Here is a 16251-nt window from a genome sequence, read left to right on the forward strand (position 1 = left end):
AAGAGAAGCGCCCCCCTATAGTTTCCCCTGCGGAACATATGGCGCGTATTGCCGGGCTCACGACCGAGCCCCTAGCGTCGACGACACGCGGGCACGACCGGCGACGTTCCAAAAGAGCCTGCAACACCGCAGGGCCATCGACAGGGGGAAATGACATGACACCGACCAAGACCCGCGCGCGGATGTCGCGCCGCCAATTTCTGCTCAGCTGCGCGGCTGGCGCGCTGACCGTTTCGCTTGGCGCGACACTGCCCCATCAGGCCGCCGCAGCCGATCCGATCAAGGTTGCAGGCATCTACACCGTGCCCGTCGAACAGCAATGGGTCAGCCGGATCCATGTTGCCGCCCTCGCCGCCAAGGACCGTGGCGACATCACCTATATGTTCTCTGAGAACACTTCGAACACCGATTATCCGCGGGTGATGCGTGAATATGCCGAGCAGGGCCACAAACTGATCATCGGCGAGATATTCGGCGTGGAGGCTGAGGCCCGCGAAGTGGTCGCAGATTATCCCGATGTCGCCTTCTTGATGGGCTCTTCCTTCAAAGAAGACCCGGCGCTGCCCAATCTGGCGGTGTTTGACAATTATATTCAGGATGCATCCTACCTGTCTGGCATTGTGGCCGGTGCCATGTCCGAGAGTGGCAATATCGGCATGGTTGGTGGCTTTCCCATTCCTGAGGTCAACCGCTTGATGCATGCCTTCATGGCGGGCGCGCGGGAGATGAATCCCGATATCACGTTCCAGGTCTCCTTCATCGGCAGCTGGTTCGATCCGCCCAAGGCCAAGGAAACCGCCTTTGCGATGATCGAGAACGGTGCTGATATGCTTTATGCAGAACGCTTTGGCGTATCAGACGCTGCCAAGGAAAAGGGCGTTCTGGCCATCGGCAATGTGATCGACACACAAGGCGACTACCCCGACACTGTGGCGGCCTCGGCCCTATGGCATTTTGAGCCAACTTTGAATGCCGCGATTGCCAAGGTACGGGATGGCAGCTTCACTGCGGCAGACTATGGCGTCTATTCCTTCATGAAGGAAGGTGGCGCATCACTGGCACCTTTTGGCACCTTTGAGGGGAAGATTCCGCAGAAAGCGCTGGATCTGATCGCCAGCCGCACCGCAGCCATCAAGGATGGCTCCTACGAGGTGGAAATCAACGACGCTGAGCCTGCGTCCTCCTGACGGGAGGCCGCCAATGGCGTCCGATAAAATGGCACAGGCACCGGGTCTCACCCCGGTGCTGCGCCTTCTGAACATCACCAAATGCTTTGGCAGTGTCACCGCGAACGATGACGTGAGCTTTGACCTGTTTCCGGGCGAAGTCATTGCCTTGCTTGGGGAAAACGGCGCGGGCAAGACCACGCTGATGAATATTCTGTTTGGTCAGTATATGGCCAATTCAGGCGGCGTGGAGCTGTTCGGCGCCCCCCTGCCGCCCGGTGCGCCGCGCGCGGCCCTGGATGGTGGCGTCGGCATGGTGCATCAGCATTTCACATTGGCGGACAATCTGACGGTCTGGGAGAATATCACCCTTGGTGTAGAGCCGCTGCTGGGCCTCGGCCTGCGGGCAGGACCGGCCAAGGCCCGCATCCGGGCGCTGGCCGAACAGTTTCACCTGAAGGTCGATCCCAACGCGAAGGTGTCGCGACTCACCGTTGGCGAACGTCAGCGGGTCGAGATCCTGAAGGCACTGTACCGGGACGCACGGATCCTCATTCTGGACGAACCCACAGCGGTCCTGACGCCGCAGGAGGCCGATGCGCTGTTTGCCACCCTGCGCGAAGCCATCAACCGGGGGTTGTCCGTGATCTTCATCTCGCATAAACTACATGAGGTGATGGCAATTTCCGACCGGGTTCTGGTGCTACGCCACGGCAAGTTGGTTGCCGAACGGCAGACCGCTGACACCAACCGGGATGAGCTGGCCGCCCTGATGGTTGGTGCCGATTTGGTGCCAGCAAAGTTCGCCGCCAACGCCCCCGGCCCTGCCCTGTTGCAGTTGCGCGATGTCACCACGCCCAGCGCTGCGGCCAGCCCCGGTTTGCAGCATGTCTCACTTGATCTGGCGGCGGGTCAGATCACCGGATTGGCCGGGGTGTCCGGCAATGGTCAGGCGGCGCTGTCTGATCTGGTCTCGGGCCTGATCACGCCGCAGTCCGGCAGTCTGACACTGAATGGCACAAATCCATCCGGCTGGTCGCCCCGTCAGGCAATCACCGCCGGGATCGCCCGCATTCCTGAAGATCGCCACAAGACAGGCACCATCGCGGATTTTGATCTGACGGAGAATGCGATCCTTGAAACCTATGCCACCCGCTTCAGCCACCGGGGCTGGCTCGACTGGCGGGCCGCGCGTGACTTCGCCAAGACCGTGATCGCAGGCTATGACGTGCGCTGTCCCGGCCCGGACACCCGCATCCGACTGCTGTCCGGCGGTAATATGCAAAAGCTGATCCTTGGCCGCGTGCTGGAACAATCGCCGCAGATCATCCTGGCCAACCAGCCAGTGCGCGGGTTGGATATCGGTGCAGTCACCTATGTACATGAACAGCTGGCCAAAGCCTGCGCACGTGGGGCGGCGGTTCTGCTGATTTCCGAGGATCTGGACGAGATAATGCAGCTTTCTGATGTGATCCATGTGATCAGCGAAGGACGCCTTAGCCCCGGGTTCACCCGAGGTTCTAAACAGCCAGAAGAACTGGGGGCCTGGATGGCTGGTCATGGCTTTGACACCCCACAGACGGAGGATGGCCATGCGGCTTGAACCGATTGCCGCACCGAGCTGGCAGCGGCGGCTGATGCCGCCTGCGCTGGCGCTGCTGGCGACCTTTGCCCTTGCCGCGCTGCTGGCACAGATCGCGGGCGGAGAGCCGCTGTCGATTTTTGGCCTGATCCTGACTGGGGCGTTTGGGTCGAAATTTGCGCTGCTTGAGACGCTGAACCGGGCCACCCCGTTGATTTTTACCGGCCTCGCTATTGCCGTCGCCTTTCGTGCCAAGCTCTGGAATATCGGAGCCGAGGCGCAGCTTTATGCGGGGGCTGTGATCACCGTTGTTCTCGGCACCGGCGCGCTGAACCTGCCTGCGCCGCTGTTGCTGCCTCTGCTCGGCGCGGCGGCGCTGATCGCGGGGGCGGTGCTGCTGCTGGGGCCTGCGCTGTTGAAGACACGGCTGGGGGTGGATGAGGTGGTTACAACGCTGCTGTTCAACTTCATATTCCTGTTGTTCGTCTCCTACCTTCTGGAAGGGCCGCTGAAGGATCCGATGGGCATGGGTTGGCCAAAATCACCACGGCTGAGCGCCGACGCGCGGCTCCCCCGCGTGGTGGACGGGCTGCGGCTGCACTGGGGGTTTGCGCTGGCGCTTATTTCGGCTTTGGTGATCTGGGTGATCAACACCCGCACCACGCTGGGCTATGAGATGCGCGCAGTTGGCCAGAATGCCGAAGCCGCGCGATTTGCGGGCATCCCAGTCACAAAGGTGATCCTGAAAACCGCGCTGTTGTCTGGCGGTCTGGCCGGATTGGCGGGCTATTCCGAAGTATCAGGCCTGAAAGGGGCGCTGACGCTCGATCTGAGCCCCGGTTTTGGCTACACGGGCATCGTTGTGGCCATGCTGGCGCTGCTGCATCCAATTGGCGTGGTTTTTGCAGCGCTGTTCGTCGCCGCGATATTTGTCGGGGCGGACAGTATGAGCCGGGCCGCAGGTGTTCCCAGCTATCTGGCCGATATCATGTTGGCCTCTGCCCTGCTGCTGATGGTGCTGGCGATCCTTCTGAGCAAATTCCGGCTGCGGAGGGACTGAGATGGATATCCTCGAAATCCTGCTTTCTGCCAGCTTCTGGGCCGCCGCGATCCGCATCGCCTCGCCGCTGATCTTTGCCACGTTGGGAGAGCTGATCTGCGAACGGGCCGGCGTGCTGAACCTCGGGATTGAGGGGATCATGGTCGCTGGCGCCTTTTCCGGCTGGATCGCGGTCTGGGCCGGGCTGCCGCTCTGGGGCGGGGTTGGTGTGGCCCTGCTGACCGGCATGGGTTTTGGTCTGCTGCATGCGACGCTCAGCGTGCCGTTTGGGTTGTCGCAACATGTGGTGGGCATCGGGCTGACACTGCTGGCCACCTCGCTGACCTTTTACACTTACCGCGTGGTGCTGCCGGAGGTGTCATCGCCGCCTAAGATCGAAGCCTTCCAACCCTATGAGATCCCGTTTTTATCAGATCTGCCGCTACTCGGCCCGGCGCTGTTTTCCCAAACACCGCTGACCTATGCCGCCTTTGTGCTGGCAGCACTCTGCGCCTACACGCTGTATCGCACGCCGCTGGGGCTGGCGGTGCGGGCCGCAGGCGAGAACCCATCGGCAGTGGCCGCTCAGGGGCTGTCCGTGACCGCGATCCGCATGGGCGCGGTGGTCGTCGGTAGCGGGTTTATGGCGGTTGGCGGCGCGTTCCTGACGCTCTCGGCCTTTGACAGTTTCTTTTTCGATATGGTGAACGGGCGCGGCTGGATCTGCATTGCGCTGGTTGTCTTTGGCGCGTGGCGACCGGGCAAGGCGGTGCTGGGCGCCATCCTCTTTGCCGCCTTTGATGCGCTGCAAATCCGCCTGCAACAAACCGGGATCGGCGCGGTGGTGCCTTATCAGCTGTTTCTGATGCTGCCCTATATTCTATCGATACTGGCGCTGATCCTGATGTCGCGCCGCGCCGAGGTGCCCGCCGCGCTGATGGTGCCATTCAACAAGGGAGAAAGATGATGTTGGACCTGTTGATCAAGGGCGGCACCCTGCCCGATGGCTCGGTCGCGGATATCGGCATCACTGGTGACACGATCACCGAGGTGGCCCCCTCCATTGACGCGACAGCCGGGGAGACCATCGAGGCCAGCGGTGATCTGGTCGCGCCGCCCTTTGTCGATCCGCATTTCCATATGGATGCGACGCTGTCCTATGGGCTGCCGCGGGTCAATGCCTCTGGCACGCTCCTGGAGGGGATCAGCCTATGGGGGGAGCTGCGCGAGGAGGCCAGTGTCGACGATATGGTCAGCCGCGCGCTGACCTATTGCGACTGGGCGGCCAGCATGGGGTTGCTGGCAATCCGCACCCATGTCGATACCACCGCCGATCACCTGCGGGGCGTGACCGCGATGCTGGAGGTCCGCGAGGCCGTGAAGGAGTATATCGATCTGCAATTGGTCGCCTTTCCGCAGGACGGGTTGTACCGGGCGGAAAACGGGCGTGAAAATCTGATCCGCGCACTGGATATGGGCGTCGATGTGGTTGGCGGCATCCCGCATTTCGAACGCAGCATGCAGGATGGCGCGGACTCTCTGCGTGACCTTTGCAAGATTGCGGCGGATCGGGGGCTACAGGTCGACATCCATTGTGACGAAACCGATGATCCGCTGTCGCGCCACATCGAAACCCTGGCGCAGGAAACCCAGCGCCACGGGTTGCAGGGACGGGTTGCGGGCAGTCACCTGACCTCCATGCACTCGATGGACAATTACTACGTCTCAAAGCTGTTGCCGCTGATTGCCGAGGCCGGGATTGCGGCCATCCCCAATCCGCTGATTAATATCGTCTTGCAGGGGCGGCATGACAGTTTTCCCAAACGGCGCGGGCTGACCCGGGTGAAGGAATTGCTGGCCCATGGCGTCACGGTGGGCTGGGGGCAGGATTGCGTTCTGGATCCGTGGTACAGCTTCGGCACCGGGGACATGCTGGATGTCGCCTTCATGGGGATGCATGTCGCGCAAATGACCCACCCGGATGAGATGGCCCATTGTTTCACCATGGTAACCGAGAGCAATGCCGCCATCATGGGGCTGGACGGCTATGGCCTGAAGAAAGGCGATCGCGCGTCTCTCGTGGTGCTGGATGCCGCCACCCCGACCGAGGCACTGCGGCTGCGGCCTGCGCGCCTTGCCGTCGTGACCAAGGGCAAGGTGATCAGCCGGAGCGCGCGCGGCGATGCGGATATATCCATCCCCGGCCGCCCGGCACAGGTACGGCGGCGCCATCAGATGCCCGGATGACCTGACATCAGATCAACAGATACGGCAGGCCAACCCCCGCCGCCGTCAGTAACAGCAGGGCTACCAGCATCACCAACCCGTCGCGGGTCAACATCGCAACGGCGAGGCTGCTGACCACAATCCCCAGCGTCGAGGAGCTGAACGGCACCAGCTCGAGAAAGGGCATCGCCAGCCCGCAAAGCGCGCAGATGACCCGTGGGATTGTCAGAAAAGGCTGCCGGAGCAGCATTTTGACACGGGCCTCCGTGTGGCGATCCAGAAACCGCGCCATGCGGCGCATCGGCCCCAAGACCTTTCGCGCGCGGTCAGAGGAGACGCGCTGCCTGCGAAGCCAATCCGGCAACCAAAGATGATCACGGCCTAGTGTCATCTGCGCCGCAATCAGAAAGATCAACATCCCGCAAACCGTAGAGAACAACGGCACCCCGCTGAGCGGTGAAACAACCGCCATGGCCGGCAAGAGCAAGGTGGCTGACATCGAAGAATGGCCGAGATCCTCAACCACGTCGGCAACGCTGATGCTGTCCTCCTCCAACAGCTCAGTTGTGGCCTCAATCATCTCTCCCACCGGGTGATCCTGCGTTGTCATATGTGTCTGTCTCCTATCGGTCCGGCCATCGGCACACTGTGTCCTACCGTGCCAAACGCCTGTGACAGTGCTGCGGTTCCTGGGCTTGCACGGCAATTGTCCGGGTGGGCCACAACCCCGGCTTAACGACAGTAAATAATTTTCTTGGTCCCTCAGCCGCTTTAGCGGGAACCCATCAGCCGGATAGAACGTTGTCCCAGCGAAACCCCGTAACGAGACGGGGCAGGCTCCACCTGATCGGAGCCGTCCAGGGCTGCGACCGGGCTTAAGCCCGCGCCCTACTAAAACCGGGGCCGTTTCGGCCTGACCAAAATGGCCCCGTGCCGTCAAACAAAAGGAAACTGAAATGCGACTGATAATTGCCGCTCTTGCCCTGGCCGGTCTGGCCGCCTGCGAAACCACCGAAGGTTTTGGTCGCGATGTCTCTGACCTTGGCGACGCGATCACAGAAGAATCGCAAGAAGCACAGTAAACACACCCCTTTATGAACACCCCGTCAGAGCGCTCTGACGGGGTGCTTTTGTCTGAAATAGGCATAGTTCCGGCGAACAGAACAACCATGACCGGTGTTGACCTTCGTTGCCACAGCACGGAACCGTGGCAGCGGATGGCGCACCCTGTTTGACATGCCATTCAACAGTCAATCATGTACCAAAGACCGCCCACTGAGTTTTTGACCGAGGATGCTGATGCCCCACTGCCCTGCCCGCGAAAATCTATCGGCGCCCATCCGGGGGCAACACATATCGGCACTCCATAATGTATTGCGCTGCCTACTGGTTGTATTGACCCTGACACTGGGCCTCATCTTGCCTCAGGGCCTGATCGCACAGAGCACCAGCGAGCCTGTGCAGACCAACAATGCCATTCAGCTGGACAGTAAGGCTGCTCCTGACACCCAGATCCGCCGCCGCATCGTTGAACTGCTGGGAGAGATCGAAGGTTTTGACAAGATTGGTGTCGGTGTGTCCAGCGGGGTCGTGACGCTATCTGGCGAGGTTCTGGACAATCCACGCCAGACTCAGCTGACAACTATGATCGAACGTATCGACGGCGTTGTTGCGATCGAAAATCAAACCGTGGTGAATGGGCGGCTGGAAGAACGGCTCGACTCGGCGTTTTCGCGACTGAAGGAACGCAGTCGCAATATCATCGCCAATGCGCCGATCTTCTTTGTTGCGATGCTGGTTTTCGTGATGATCTCCGCATTTGGCTGGCTGGTCACCACCCGGTTGCGGATCTGGCAACGTCTGGCACCCAATTCGTTCATCGCAGAGGTCTACAGCGCGGTTGCGCGGATCGCCTTCATCATTCTTGGCCTTGTCGTAGCGTTGGACATCCTGAATGCGACAGCGCTGTTGGGCGCTGTGCTTGGCGCGGCAGGTGTGGCAGGTTTGGCCGTGGGTTTTGCGGTGCGTGACACGGTTGAAAATTTCATTGCGTCCATCCTACTCAGCCTGCGGCAACCGTTTCGTCCCAACGATTTTGTTGAGATCGCCGGCGACATGGGAACGGTGGCGCGGCTTACCTCCCGCGCGACCATCCTGATTTCCCGCGAGGGCAACCATATTCGCATCCCCAATGCCACCGTGTTCAAGGGAAGGATCGTCAACTATACCCGCGACGCCAATCGCCGGTTCGAGTTTCAGCTAGGCGTGGATGCGGACGCCGATCTGGCCGCCGCATTGTCCATCGCAGTGGAAGCGCTGCAATCCCTACCTTTCGTACTGCGCGACCCCTCGGTAGGAGCCTGGGTCGAGGAGGTCGGCGATTCCAATGTGATCCTGACCTTTACGGGCTGGGTCGATCAGACCCGCAGCAGTTTTCAAAAGGCGCGTGGAGAGGCGATCCGCACTGCCAAGACAGCGCTGGAGAGCAACGGGTTTGGGCTGCCAGAACCAATCTATCGCCTGCGTGTCGATGCCAGTACCGCCGCCACCCTGCTGCCTGTGTCAGATCAGCCCAGTCAACAGTCCCCTGCCCCGGAACCACGCCGTGTCCCCGACGCCGCAGAAACACCACTGCCTGCGGCCTCAGATCCAGGGCGAGTAGAAGATGCCAATGAAGAGGCCGCTGCGCGCGAGCGCAATGCCCCGGATGGCGGTGGCGACTTGCTAAGCGAAGGCCAGAACGCCGAGTGATCGTCGACCCGGCCCAAATACGAATAAGGAACATCGTCGCGAAGCGCGGCGATAGCTCATAAAGAAGAGGAGTATTGAACATGGTAGAATATGCAGGGATCGGGGGGCTGATCGCCCTTGCTCTGACAATCTGGGCCATTGTCTCGGTTATCGGATCCAACGCCAGCACCGGGAAGAAGGTGATTTGGGTGGTTTTCGTTCTCGTCCTGCCGATCCTAGGCTTTATCTGCTGGTTCCTGTTCGGCCCCCGCGCAAAATCGCGACACGCTTGATCCAGCCATATTCAGTGAAATAACCGCCGCCCTACAGGGGATAGGGCGGCTGGTTTATCGGTTTCGTGCGTCACGTTTATAACGTATCGGATCAGGTATTCAGCTGAAGCACATGATGCACGCCGACATTCGGGTGCCCTTCACTGTCACTCATGCTGGCCCGCAAGAGTTTCAGTCCAACCAGAACTGCATTGCCTTGCGATGCCCAGACCGCGGCCTCGCGCGGGGTCATCTTCATCAATGTCACCTTTGGGTCATCGCGCCCCTTCTCAAACCAGGCCCCTACTGCAAAGCTCCACAGCTCGTCGAGTTTCTCCGGGTCGTTGGTCACCTCTAGTGGGCCGCGCACACTTGCGTGGTAGTCCTGACCATCTGATACGAAGGTAAGCTGTGCGTCCGCGCCCAGGCCGGTGGCTCTGACCAAATCACTGTCGGACGAACTGATGAACCAGATCGCGCCATTTTCATGGTCCGCAAAATGAGTCATCGGCTGTGGATGTTGGTCACTGTCACGCACCGCAAGCATGCAAGTGCGGCGCTTTTCCAACTGGTACCAGAGCTGTGATGTGGCTTCCTGTGATGTTTCAGTTTGTCGTGCCAAGAGAAAAATCCTTTGCTGTCAATGTAATGTGCAATGTCACATGATGGGCCCGCGCAGTCGGCCTGTGACCATGTGCTCTGCGGTCAAACAGAGGCGAAAAACTTGTCTAGCTCTCGCTCTGCGTCCTCACGAGCCTTGCCGTACTTCGTCTGCAACAGTCCAATCAGCTGCTCGCGCTCACCTTTGGCTTCCTCAACCTCATCATCGGTCAGCTCACCATAGGCTTCATGGAATTTACCCTTCAGGGTCGCCCAGTTTCCTTCGATTTGGTCCCGGTTCATATCGCTCTCCTGTATTTGTAGCTCTGTCACCAAACCAACGTGTTCGCCCCCACCCAGTTCCCGAAATTCTGAACTTGCCTTTCCGATGCGACAGACCAGGCAGCTGGTTGGGTACATTCGCAACCGTAACCAAAGGAAACATTCAGACGCGCCCTGAAATGGCGGAACCATCCGCCACAGGCCGCGTTGAGACCCTGAGCCATCCAAACAGAACAGGAGAGGCAAATGACCAACGACGCCAATACCACCCGCCCCATTGAGCGGGCGAAACATCACGCAGCTGAACTGACCGAACAGGCGCAGGACAGTCTGCGCAGCGAAGCCCGTGCCCGCGCCAAGCAAGTCCAAAGCCATGCCGCAGGCGAAGCAGAGAGTGTTGCGCGTGCAGCCGACGCAGCCGCATCCGAGTTGCCGCAGGGATCATTGCAGGCGCAGGCCACACAACAGTTGGCGCAGGGGTTAGAGCAAGTTGCCGAGACGATCCGCACAGCTGATCTCGAAAAAGTTCTGCGCGACACCGGCAATTTTGCGCGCAAAAATCCGATGCTGTTTCTTGGCGGCGCAGCCCTTTTAGGATTTGCGGCCACCCGCTTCCTGAAATCTTCTTCCGAAGACAGACGACAGGCGTCAGGCGTCGCCCAGGATCTTAGCGATGATCCTTGGGACGCTTATGAGGCAGGCAACGGGCCCCCCGCTTCCGATAGCGACTACAGCCGGGATGCAACCCCGCAGCAAACAACCCAACAAACAACATTGGGCACCGCGCCGGGAACAACGCGGAGGGTCTCGTGATGGATGGTCAGAATACTGCCGCCAGCCCGTCAGAGGCGCCAGGTCTGTTTGTGACGGTGCTCAAACAGATGTCGCAATTGCTTCAGGACGAAGTACGGCTTGCACGCGCGGAGATTTCGCAAAACCTGTCGCGTGCAGGCGTTGCCGTCGCCATGGTTGCCGTTGGTGCGGTTCTGGCGATCGTCGGCCTGCACGTATTGGCCGCAGCGCTGGTGGCTATGATCGCCGCTCTTGGACTGAGTGTCGGGACCGCCGCGTTGATCGTTGGTGGCCCACTGGTCGCCTTGGCCGTCGGACTGGTGATGTTGGGTGTCAATCGCTTGTCGCCATCAGCGCTGATGCCGGACCGCAGTCTTCGCAATATGCAACGCGACCTCAAGACTTTGAAGGAGACCACCCATCATGTCTGATGAAACCGACCTGAACACACTTGAAACCGATGTTGCCCGCGACCGTGTGGCACTGTCGAAATCCCTTGATACGCTGGCCAGCAGCCTGTCACCGGACCGGATCGCGGCGCAGGTCTCTGCGACGACCTCCCACTATGGCGGGGAGATTTCCGAGCAGCTTTGGTCGACGGCGCGGCAGAATCCGGCAGCGCTGGCGCTGGTGGGGACCGGTATTGCGCTGTTGGTGTCGGGCGCTGGCCAACGCCGCCCAGCCCCATCCGGTCCGGCTGCACAGTCGAATGCGACGGCCCATGGCACCGCGACAGAGCTGGCGGCCCGACCCAATACGCAGACCGCGGCAGAGACAGGCCCCAGCGCCAGACGCCTGCGCGCGATGCTGGATCACGGGTTGGACAAACTGCCACCCAAGGCACGGAAACAAATCCGTAAAGGTCGCCTTGCAGCCATCGAGATACAGGAAGATCTGGAACGCCGTGCCGCCCGGTTAAGCCGCGCATCACAGGATGGTATTGCCGCACAGCCGCTGGTCGCCGGTGGGCTGGCCTTTGGTCTGGGGGCGATTGTCGCAGCTCTGCTGCCGCAGACACGACAGGAGGATGCGCTGCTTGGAGAAAAACGCGACGCGTTGATGGCCGAGGCGCGTGAAACCATGCAACAGGAGCTGCGCAAGCTTGCCGACAAAGGTGAAACCGCGCTCCATGATCAGGTGAACAAAGGCCGCGACGCCTTGCACGCCTCGCTGACTTGATATCTCGATCCCGCCCCTGGCCAACCTGGCCGGGGGCATTTTGTAAGCAAGGCCTATACTATGCTGAATTCGATGCTGTCCGACCGTGCTATCCGCATCATGCTTGTCATTTTGACAACACTCGCGCTTTGCCTTGCACTTTATGTCTCAAAATCGGTGATGGCACCGGCGGTCTTTGCCGTGGTGGTTGGAATCGTCGTATCACCCATTGCCGACAGGTTACATCGCATTGGAGTGGCGCGGGTCCTCATTGCCAGCAGCCTATTGCTGTTCTCCTGTGCCATCATCGTGCTGCTGTTTCTGTCACTGGAACCGCTGATCTCTAGCGTGGTAGAGGACCTGCCGAAAATCAAACGCGAGATCAAGAGTTGGGTCTACATGCTGTCAGGTCTGCTGCGTGGGATCGAAGCCATCAGCCAAGAGATCGAAGAGACCGTGGGCAGTGGCGCTGGCGCGCAGGATCTGGCAACCGGCTTTCCCACATTGATGGATGCGCTGTGGGTCGCGCCCAATTTTGGCGCGCAGGTGTTTATATTTATCGGCACCCTGTTTTTCTTTGTCCTGACGCGCAACGATATTTATGCAGCTGCCGGCCCGCTGGGCAAGCGGCTCTACCGGGCGGAGCATGACGTCGCCCGCTATTTTGCGGCCGTCACTATGGTAAACGCAGGTCTCGGCCTTGCCACCGCGATCGGCCTGGCTGCCATCGGAATCGAAAGTGCCTGGATTTGGGGCCTAGCGGCAATGCTGTTGAATTTCGTGCTGTACCTGGGACCGCTGGTGATGATCGCAGGGCTCACATTTGTTGGTATGACCCAGCTGGGCGGTGCAGCGGCGGTGATGCCCCCTGCGCTGTTCCTTGCACTCAATATCACCGAGGCGCAATTTGTGACCCCCAGCATTGTTGGGCATCATCTGCACATCAGCCCACTTGTGGTCTTTCTAGCTATTGTCTTTGGCTTGTGGATATGGGGTCCGGTTGGCGCAATTGTCGCTTTGCCAGCACTGCTCTGGGCGGGGCAGCTGCTGCGGACCGCCTCGGCAGAGCCGAAAATGAATGAAACGCCCGTTGCGTGAATTCGCCCGTTGATGGCATCCTAGACAAGGCCCTGCGATCACACCACGTCTTCGGTAGCGCCTGGCAGGCTCTGGTGCAGATCATCCATCTTGGTTGGGTCGTGCGGCACCAGAAAGCCTGTTCGTTTTTCAGGCAGGCGCAGGCCATTTCGGGCAATTTCATCCGACCACCAACCCGAAGCAGTCGCCAACTGGCGACCTTCGTTAGGCAAATGTTGCGCATCCCACCAATGGCCGCACATCGCCTGCCAGACTTTGCGAACCCGTGCGCGCTCGGTCACGCGCAACGCAACTTCGGTATCCCAGCGCATGGACCGGCCGTTCATGTTCGCTGACCCGACCATCGCAAATGTATCATCCGTGATCAGTACCTTGCTATGAACGTATATCACCGGAGAGCCTGCCAGAACCGATGGCGACTCACGGTCGGCCATAATGGGTTGCACCGGACTGGCAATCACAGCACGTGAGCCAAACGCCCCCTGAACCGTCTCCAGAGCTCGCGCCTGCAATGCCATACCATAACGTGCATCCAGATCGCGATTTCCTTCAAAGGCAACATCATCGGGCAACGCTGGCAGAACCAGAACAAGGCCCAGATCCGGGTTGCGTTTGGCAGCGGCCGCCAAACCTTCGGCCAGGACACTGGACCGCAGGAACTGGGTTTCCAGATAGATCAGACGCTCTGCGCGCTCAAAGGCGGCCAGATAATCCTCTTCGATTTCACGCAGCACGGTGCGTGGCGACAGCGCCCAGAAGCCAAAACGGCGCGGCGCTGACAGAGTTCGGCGGATCCGCTTTCCCTCAGGCGGGGGCGCCTTACCTGCGACATACCGCTGAAAATTGCGCAGATAATGGGCTGCCTCCTTGGCCTCTGGACCGCTGACCAGCAGCTGAACATCCGCCCAGGTTTGAGGTGAGGACACCGCATGCTCCATGGTGTCACAGCGCCGATTGTTGAGATCCAACCCGCCGACGTACAGCAGGCGATCATCAATCACTGCGACCTTTTGGTGGTGGGTCACGGGCCGCACCTCGGGCAGAAGCGCTTCGCCCGTTTTTTCACGCGCGGCTTTGTAACGAGAGGTCGCGATTTCATTTTGCTTCTTGCGCAAAAATGGCCCAAATACCAGCCGTGGCAGCAGACCCGCGCGCGCCGGATGTAATGCGCCCTCAACCGTCAGTTTTCCGACGGTAATATCGGTTTCGCGGCGCTGCAGGCGGATGGCAATCTCTTCGGCCTGCGCGACCGACCGGTTGGTTTTCTGATGCAGCTCCTGCCCCATCACCGGGTCAAAATCACTGATGGTCAGATGAAAATCAACGCCACGCGCCACCACATGTTCGACCAGATCGCTCCAGGTCTCGCCAATTTCGCACGCCTCTGGACTGAGCAGCCGCGTGGAGAAATCAAAGATACGAAAGCTGGCCAATACATGTGTCTTAGCGCTCAGAACCGCCCGCTCGAACGCAGGCCACGCCTGCGCCGCCGTTACAAGAACCTCAAAGATATCAGGATCGTTGTCATCACCCGGTGCTACGGAGGTCCGCATGGTCTTCAGTATCCTTTTGTTCCGCAGTTGCTGTTTCAACTAAACCGCTGCGATGCGGAAAAATAACTTCATAGGTGAATCGGGTCTCTGTTTCAGTCGTTTTGTCCGTGCCCTCAAGTTGGGCGACGAATGCCCTGATAAGACGGGCACCCAAGCCACTGCTAAACTTCCGCTCTTCGCGCCCCTGCTGATCAAGAGGGTCAAGATCGTTGGAAATTTCAAGCCGACAGTCATTATCGTCGAGCCGGTCCAAAACAACTGCCACGACACATTGTCCATCCCCGGATTGGCTGACGTATTTTACCGCATTTGTCAGCGTCTCCGCCACAAGCATCGACAGGTTCACCGCATCATCCTGATTGAGCTGCACCGACGTCAACTGTGTCGTGATCGCAACCGGGTGATTGGCGCCGAGAGACATCGCGCCGATCTCTTTGGCCAGCGCTGTAATCAACTCAGCTGCATCAACTGTCGTTACATCCGGGTTGGTATTGAGCGTGCGATGGATCGCTGCCAAACCACGGACCCGACGCTGGAGCTGGGCCAACACGTTACGCGCCTCTTCCGATCGGGCAGAGCGGGCCTGCATATTCATGATAGAGGCGATTAGCTGGAGATTATTCTTTACCCGGTGGTGAATTTCCCGCAGCAGAACGGTCTTTTCGCGCAGATCAATCTCGCGGCGTTGCTCTGCCTTGCTGAGTATTGCCACCATGCGATTAAACGACTGCTGGGCCTCTGCAAATTCGCGCGGCGGGTTGATCAGCTCCAACTGGGCCTGTTCGCGTTCCCCAAGAGCATAGCGCCGCATCGCTATCCGAAGTGCGCTTAGGTGGCGAATGACCAGGCGGTGCAAGCCAAATACGCCAACCGCCATGCCTGCAAGCCACATCAGTATCGGAAAGGCCAGCGTGAACGCCAAGCCGCCGGCACCGGTGGTCATCTTGGCAGCTTCAGCAGGCCAGCTGCCAACAACCGCGACTTGCCCGGGAATAATCTCGCTCACAGCAAAGAAGCGTTCTTCCTGTGATTTTGAGGTCGCAAAGAATGTCTGCCCTGCAAGCGCCCACAGTTCAGCGCGATCTGGCACCTGCGGCATGATCAGGCCCGCCTGCGCCATAGGTTCGGATGACGACAGGATAACGCCATCCCCGTCGATTGTCGCAAAACGGATCCCTTCCGATTCCCAGCTGCTGGTGTAAAACGCGCTGGTCAACCGATTGGGGATCGCAAGCGTCAGATACCCGAGCAACGTGTCATTATCGCGGACAGGTATGGTCAGGGACAGTTCGAACCCGCCATCACCATTCAGGCTGCGCCCGACGCCAAACACCGGCGTTTCCCGCGCCAAGGCTTTTTGGAAAAACGGTGCGCTTGCAATATTCCCGCTGACACCTTTTGAACTGCAAACCAGATCACCGTTGGCGGTCGCAAAACCGGCGAAGGAATAGTTTGCCTGCCCTTTTAGAAAGGCCTGCATGACTGCGTCGCAGGCTGCGGTCTGATCTCGCAGCGGTAGGATCGCCGCTGCAAGCGCAGAAGCGGCTCCTTTGGTGTGTTGCAGCAACTCCCGCTCGCCCAACGCGGCACGTTCCGTACGTCCCAGAATGGCCACGCGAGACAGGCGAGCAGCCTCATCTATAACAGAATGGGTTTGATAGATGGCAATCATACCCAATGGCAACAAAGCCAAGGTGATGAGTGCGGCGAGCCTGATGAACAGACCGCCAGCCAGCGCTCGCCCCACCCTCAT

General features: G+C 59.7%; 17 protein-coding genes. 12 read left to right on the forward strand and 5 right to left on the reverse strand.

Translation table 11 applies throughout. From position 1 onward, the window contains the following. Window positions 1-155 precede the first annotated feature (155 nt). The 5 genes from PhaeoP97_RS12990 to PhaeoP97_RS13010 are packed head-to-tail and all read left to right on the forward strand — an operon-like array spanning window position 156 to window position 6034. On the forward strand, window positions 156-1187 hold the full coding sequence (locus PhaeoP97_RS12990; RefSeq protein WP_072505418.1) for a BMP family protein: 1032 nt from the start codon (window positions 156-158) through the stop codon (window positions 1185-1187). 13 nt (window positions 1188-1200) lie between these two features. Continuing rightward, window positions 1201-2769: an ABC transporter ATP-binding protein gene (locus PhaeoP97_RS12995; RefSeq protein WP_072505419.1), complete on the forward strand. Its 1569-nt coding sequence runs from the start codon at window positions 1201-1203 to the stop codon at window positions 2767-2769. Further along, the gene (locus PhaeoP97_RS13000; protein ID WP_014880902.1) at window positions 2759-3808 is read left to right on the forward strand and encodes an ABC transporter permease; all 1050 of its coding nucleotides are present in this window, start codon (window positions 2759-2761) and stop codon (window positions 3806-3808) included. Before PhaeoP97_RS12995 ends, PhaeoP97_RS13000 begins: the two co-directional genes overlap by 11 nt. A gap of 1 nt (window position 3809) precedes the next feature. Beyond that, window positions 3810-4754 (forward strand): ABC transporter permease, encoded by a 945-nt coding sequence (locus PhaeoP97_RS13005; RefSeq protein WP_072505420.1) that lies wholly within the window; start codon window positions 3810-3812, stop codon window positions 4752-4754. Then, window positions 4754-6034 carry an amidohydrolase family protein gene (locus tag PhaeoP97_RS13010; protein WP_192849714.1) on the forward strand — a complete coding sequence of 427 codons (1281 nt, stop codon included), beginning with the start codon at window positions 4754-4756 and terminating at the stop codon, window positions 6032-6034. The genes PhaeoP97_RS13005 and PhaeoP97_RS13010 overlap by 1 nt, the downstream gene beginning before the upstream one ends. A gap of 7 nt (window positions 6035-6041) precedes the next feature. Here the strand turns inward: PhaeoP97_RS13010 and PhaeoP97_RS13015 are convergent, their stop codons facing one another. Beyond that, window positions 6042-6623, reverse strand: a complete 582-nt coding sequence (locus PhaeoP97_RS13015; RefSeq protein WP_072505422.1) for an exopolysaccharide biosynthesis protein — start codon at window positions 6621-6623, stop codon at window positions 6042-6044. A gap of 346 nt (window positions 6624-6969) precedes the next feature. Here PhaeoP97_RS13015 and PhaeoP97_RS13020 point away from each other — a divergent pair, with 346 nt between their 5' ends. From PhaeoP97_RS13020 to PhaeoP97_RS13030, 3 genes are all read left to right on the forward strand, one after another. After that, complete coding sequence (locus PhaeoP97_RS13020; protein ID WP_072505423.1) at window positions 6970-7095, forward strand: entericidin A/B family lipoprotein; 126 nt, start codon at window positions 6970-6972, stop codon at window positions 7093-7095. Between the two features lie 313 nt (window positions 7096-7408). After that, window positions 7409-8764, forward strand: coding sequence for a mechanosensitive ion channel domain-containing protein (locus PhaeoP97_RS13025; RefSeq protein ID WP_237028938.1), 1356 nt, complete (start codon window positions 7409-7411; stop codon window positions 8762-8764). Window positions 8765-8844: 80 nt separating this feature from the next. Then, a complete protein-coding gene (locus PhaeoP97_RS13030) occupies window positions 8845-9036 on the forward strand; it encodes a PLD nuclease N-terminal domain-containing protein (RefSeq protein ID WP_072505424.1) in 192 nt (63 codons plus the stop codon). A 91-nt stretch (window positions 9037-9127) separates the two neighbouring features. Here PhaeoP97_RS13030 and PhaeoP97_RS13035 read toward each other — a convergent pair whose 3' ends face one another. Both PhaeoP97_RS13035 and PhaeoP97_RS13040 read right to left on the reverse strand, forming a co-directional pair. Beyond that, on the reverse strand, window positions 9128-9637 hold the full coding sequence (locus tag PhaeoP97_RS13035; protein WP_072505425.1) for a pyridoxamine 5'-phosphate oxidase family protein: 510 nt from the start codon (window positions 9635-9637) through the stop codon (window positions 9128-9130). An 83-nt stretch (window positions 9638-9720) separates the two neighbouring features. Then, window positions 9721-9918 carry a CsbD family protein gene (locus tag PhaeoP97_RS13040; protein WP_072505426.1) on the reverse strand — a complete coding sequence of 66 codons (198 nt, stop codon included), beginning with the start codon at window positions 9916-9918 and terminating at the stop codon, window positions 9721-9723. 225 nt (window positions 9919-10143) lie between these two features. Here PhaeoP97_RS13040 and PhaeoP97_RS13045 point away from each other — a divergent pair, with 225 nt between their 5' ends. From PhaeoP97_RS13045 to PhaeoP97_RS13060, 4 genes are read left to right on the forward strand one after another with little or no spacing between them, the layout of a single operon-like run. Further along, window positions 10144-10710 carry a hypothetical protein gene (locus PhaeoP97_RS13045; protein WP_072505427.1) on the forward strand — a complete coding sequence of 189 codons (567 nt, stop codon included), beginning with the start codon at window positions 10144-10146 and terminating at the stop codon, window positions 10708-10710. After that, entirely contained in the window at window positions 10710-11120 is a 411-nt protein-coding gene (locus PhaeoP97_RS13050; RefSeq protein WP_072505428.1) for a phage holin family protein, read from the forward strand. The genes PhaeoP97_RS13045 and PhaeoP97_RS13050 overlap by 1 nt, the downstream gene beginning before the upstream one ends. Then, window positions 11113-11868 (forward strand): hypothetical protein, encoded by a 756-nt coding sequence (locus PhaeoP97_RS13055; protein ID WP_072505429.1) that lies wholly within the window; start codon window positions 11113-11115, stop codon window positions 11866-11868. The genes PhaeoP97_RS13050 and PhaeoP97_RS13055 overlap by 8 nt, the downstream gene beginning before the upstream one ends. 60 nt (window positions 11869-11928) lie before the next feature. Then, window positions 11929-12945 carry an AI-2E family transporter gene (locus PhaeoP97_RS13060; RefSeq protein ID WP_072505430.1) on the forward strand — a complete coding sequence of 339 codons (1017 nt, stop codon included), beginning with the start codon at window positions 11929-11931 and terminating at the stop codon, window positions 12943-12945. A gap of 38 nt (window positions 12946-12983) precedes the next feature. On the opposite strand, the gene PhaeoP97_RS13065 is transcribed toward PhaeoP97_RS13060, so the two are convergent. Beyond that, entirely contained in the window at window positions 12984-14498 is a 1515-nt protein-coding gene (locus PhaeoP97_RS13065) for a phospholipase D family protein (protein ID WP_072505431.1), read from the reverse strand. Beyond that, window positions 14473-16251, reverse strand: coding sequence for a sensor histidine kinase (locus tag PhaeoP97_RS13070; protein WP_072505432.1), 1779 nt, complete (start codon window positions 16249-16251; stop codon window positions 14473-14475). The genes PhaeoP97_RS13065 and PhaeoP97_RS13070 overlap by 26 nt, the downstream gene beginning before the upstream one ends.

This window comes from Phaeobacter porticola, assembly GCF_001888185.1.
GTDB lineage: Bacteria > Pseudomonadota > Alphaproteobacteria > Rhodobacterales > Rhodobacteraceae > Phaeobacter > Phaeobacter porticola.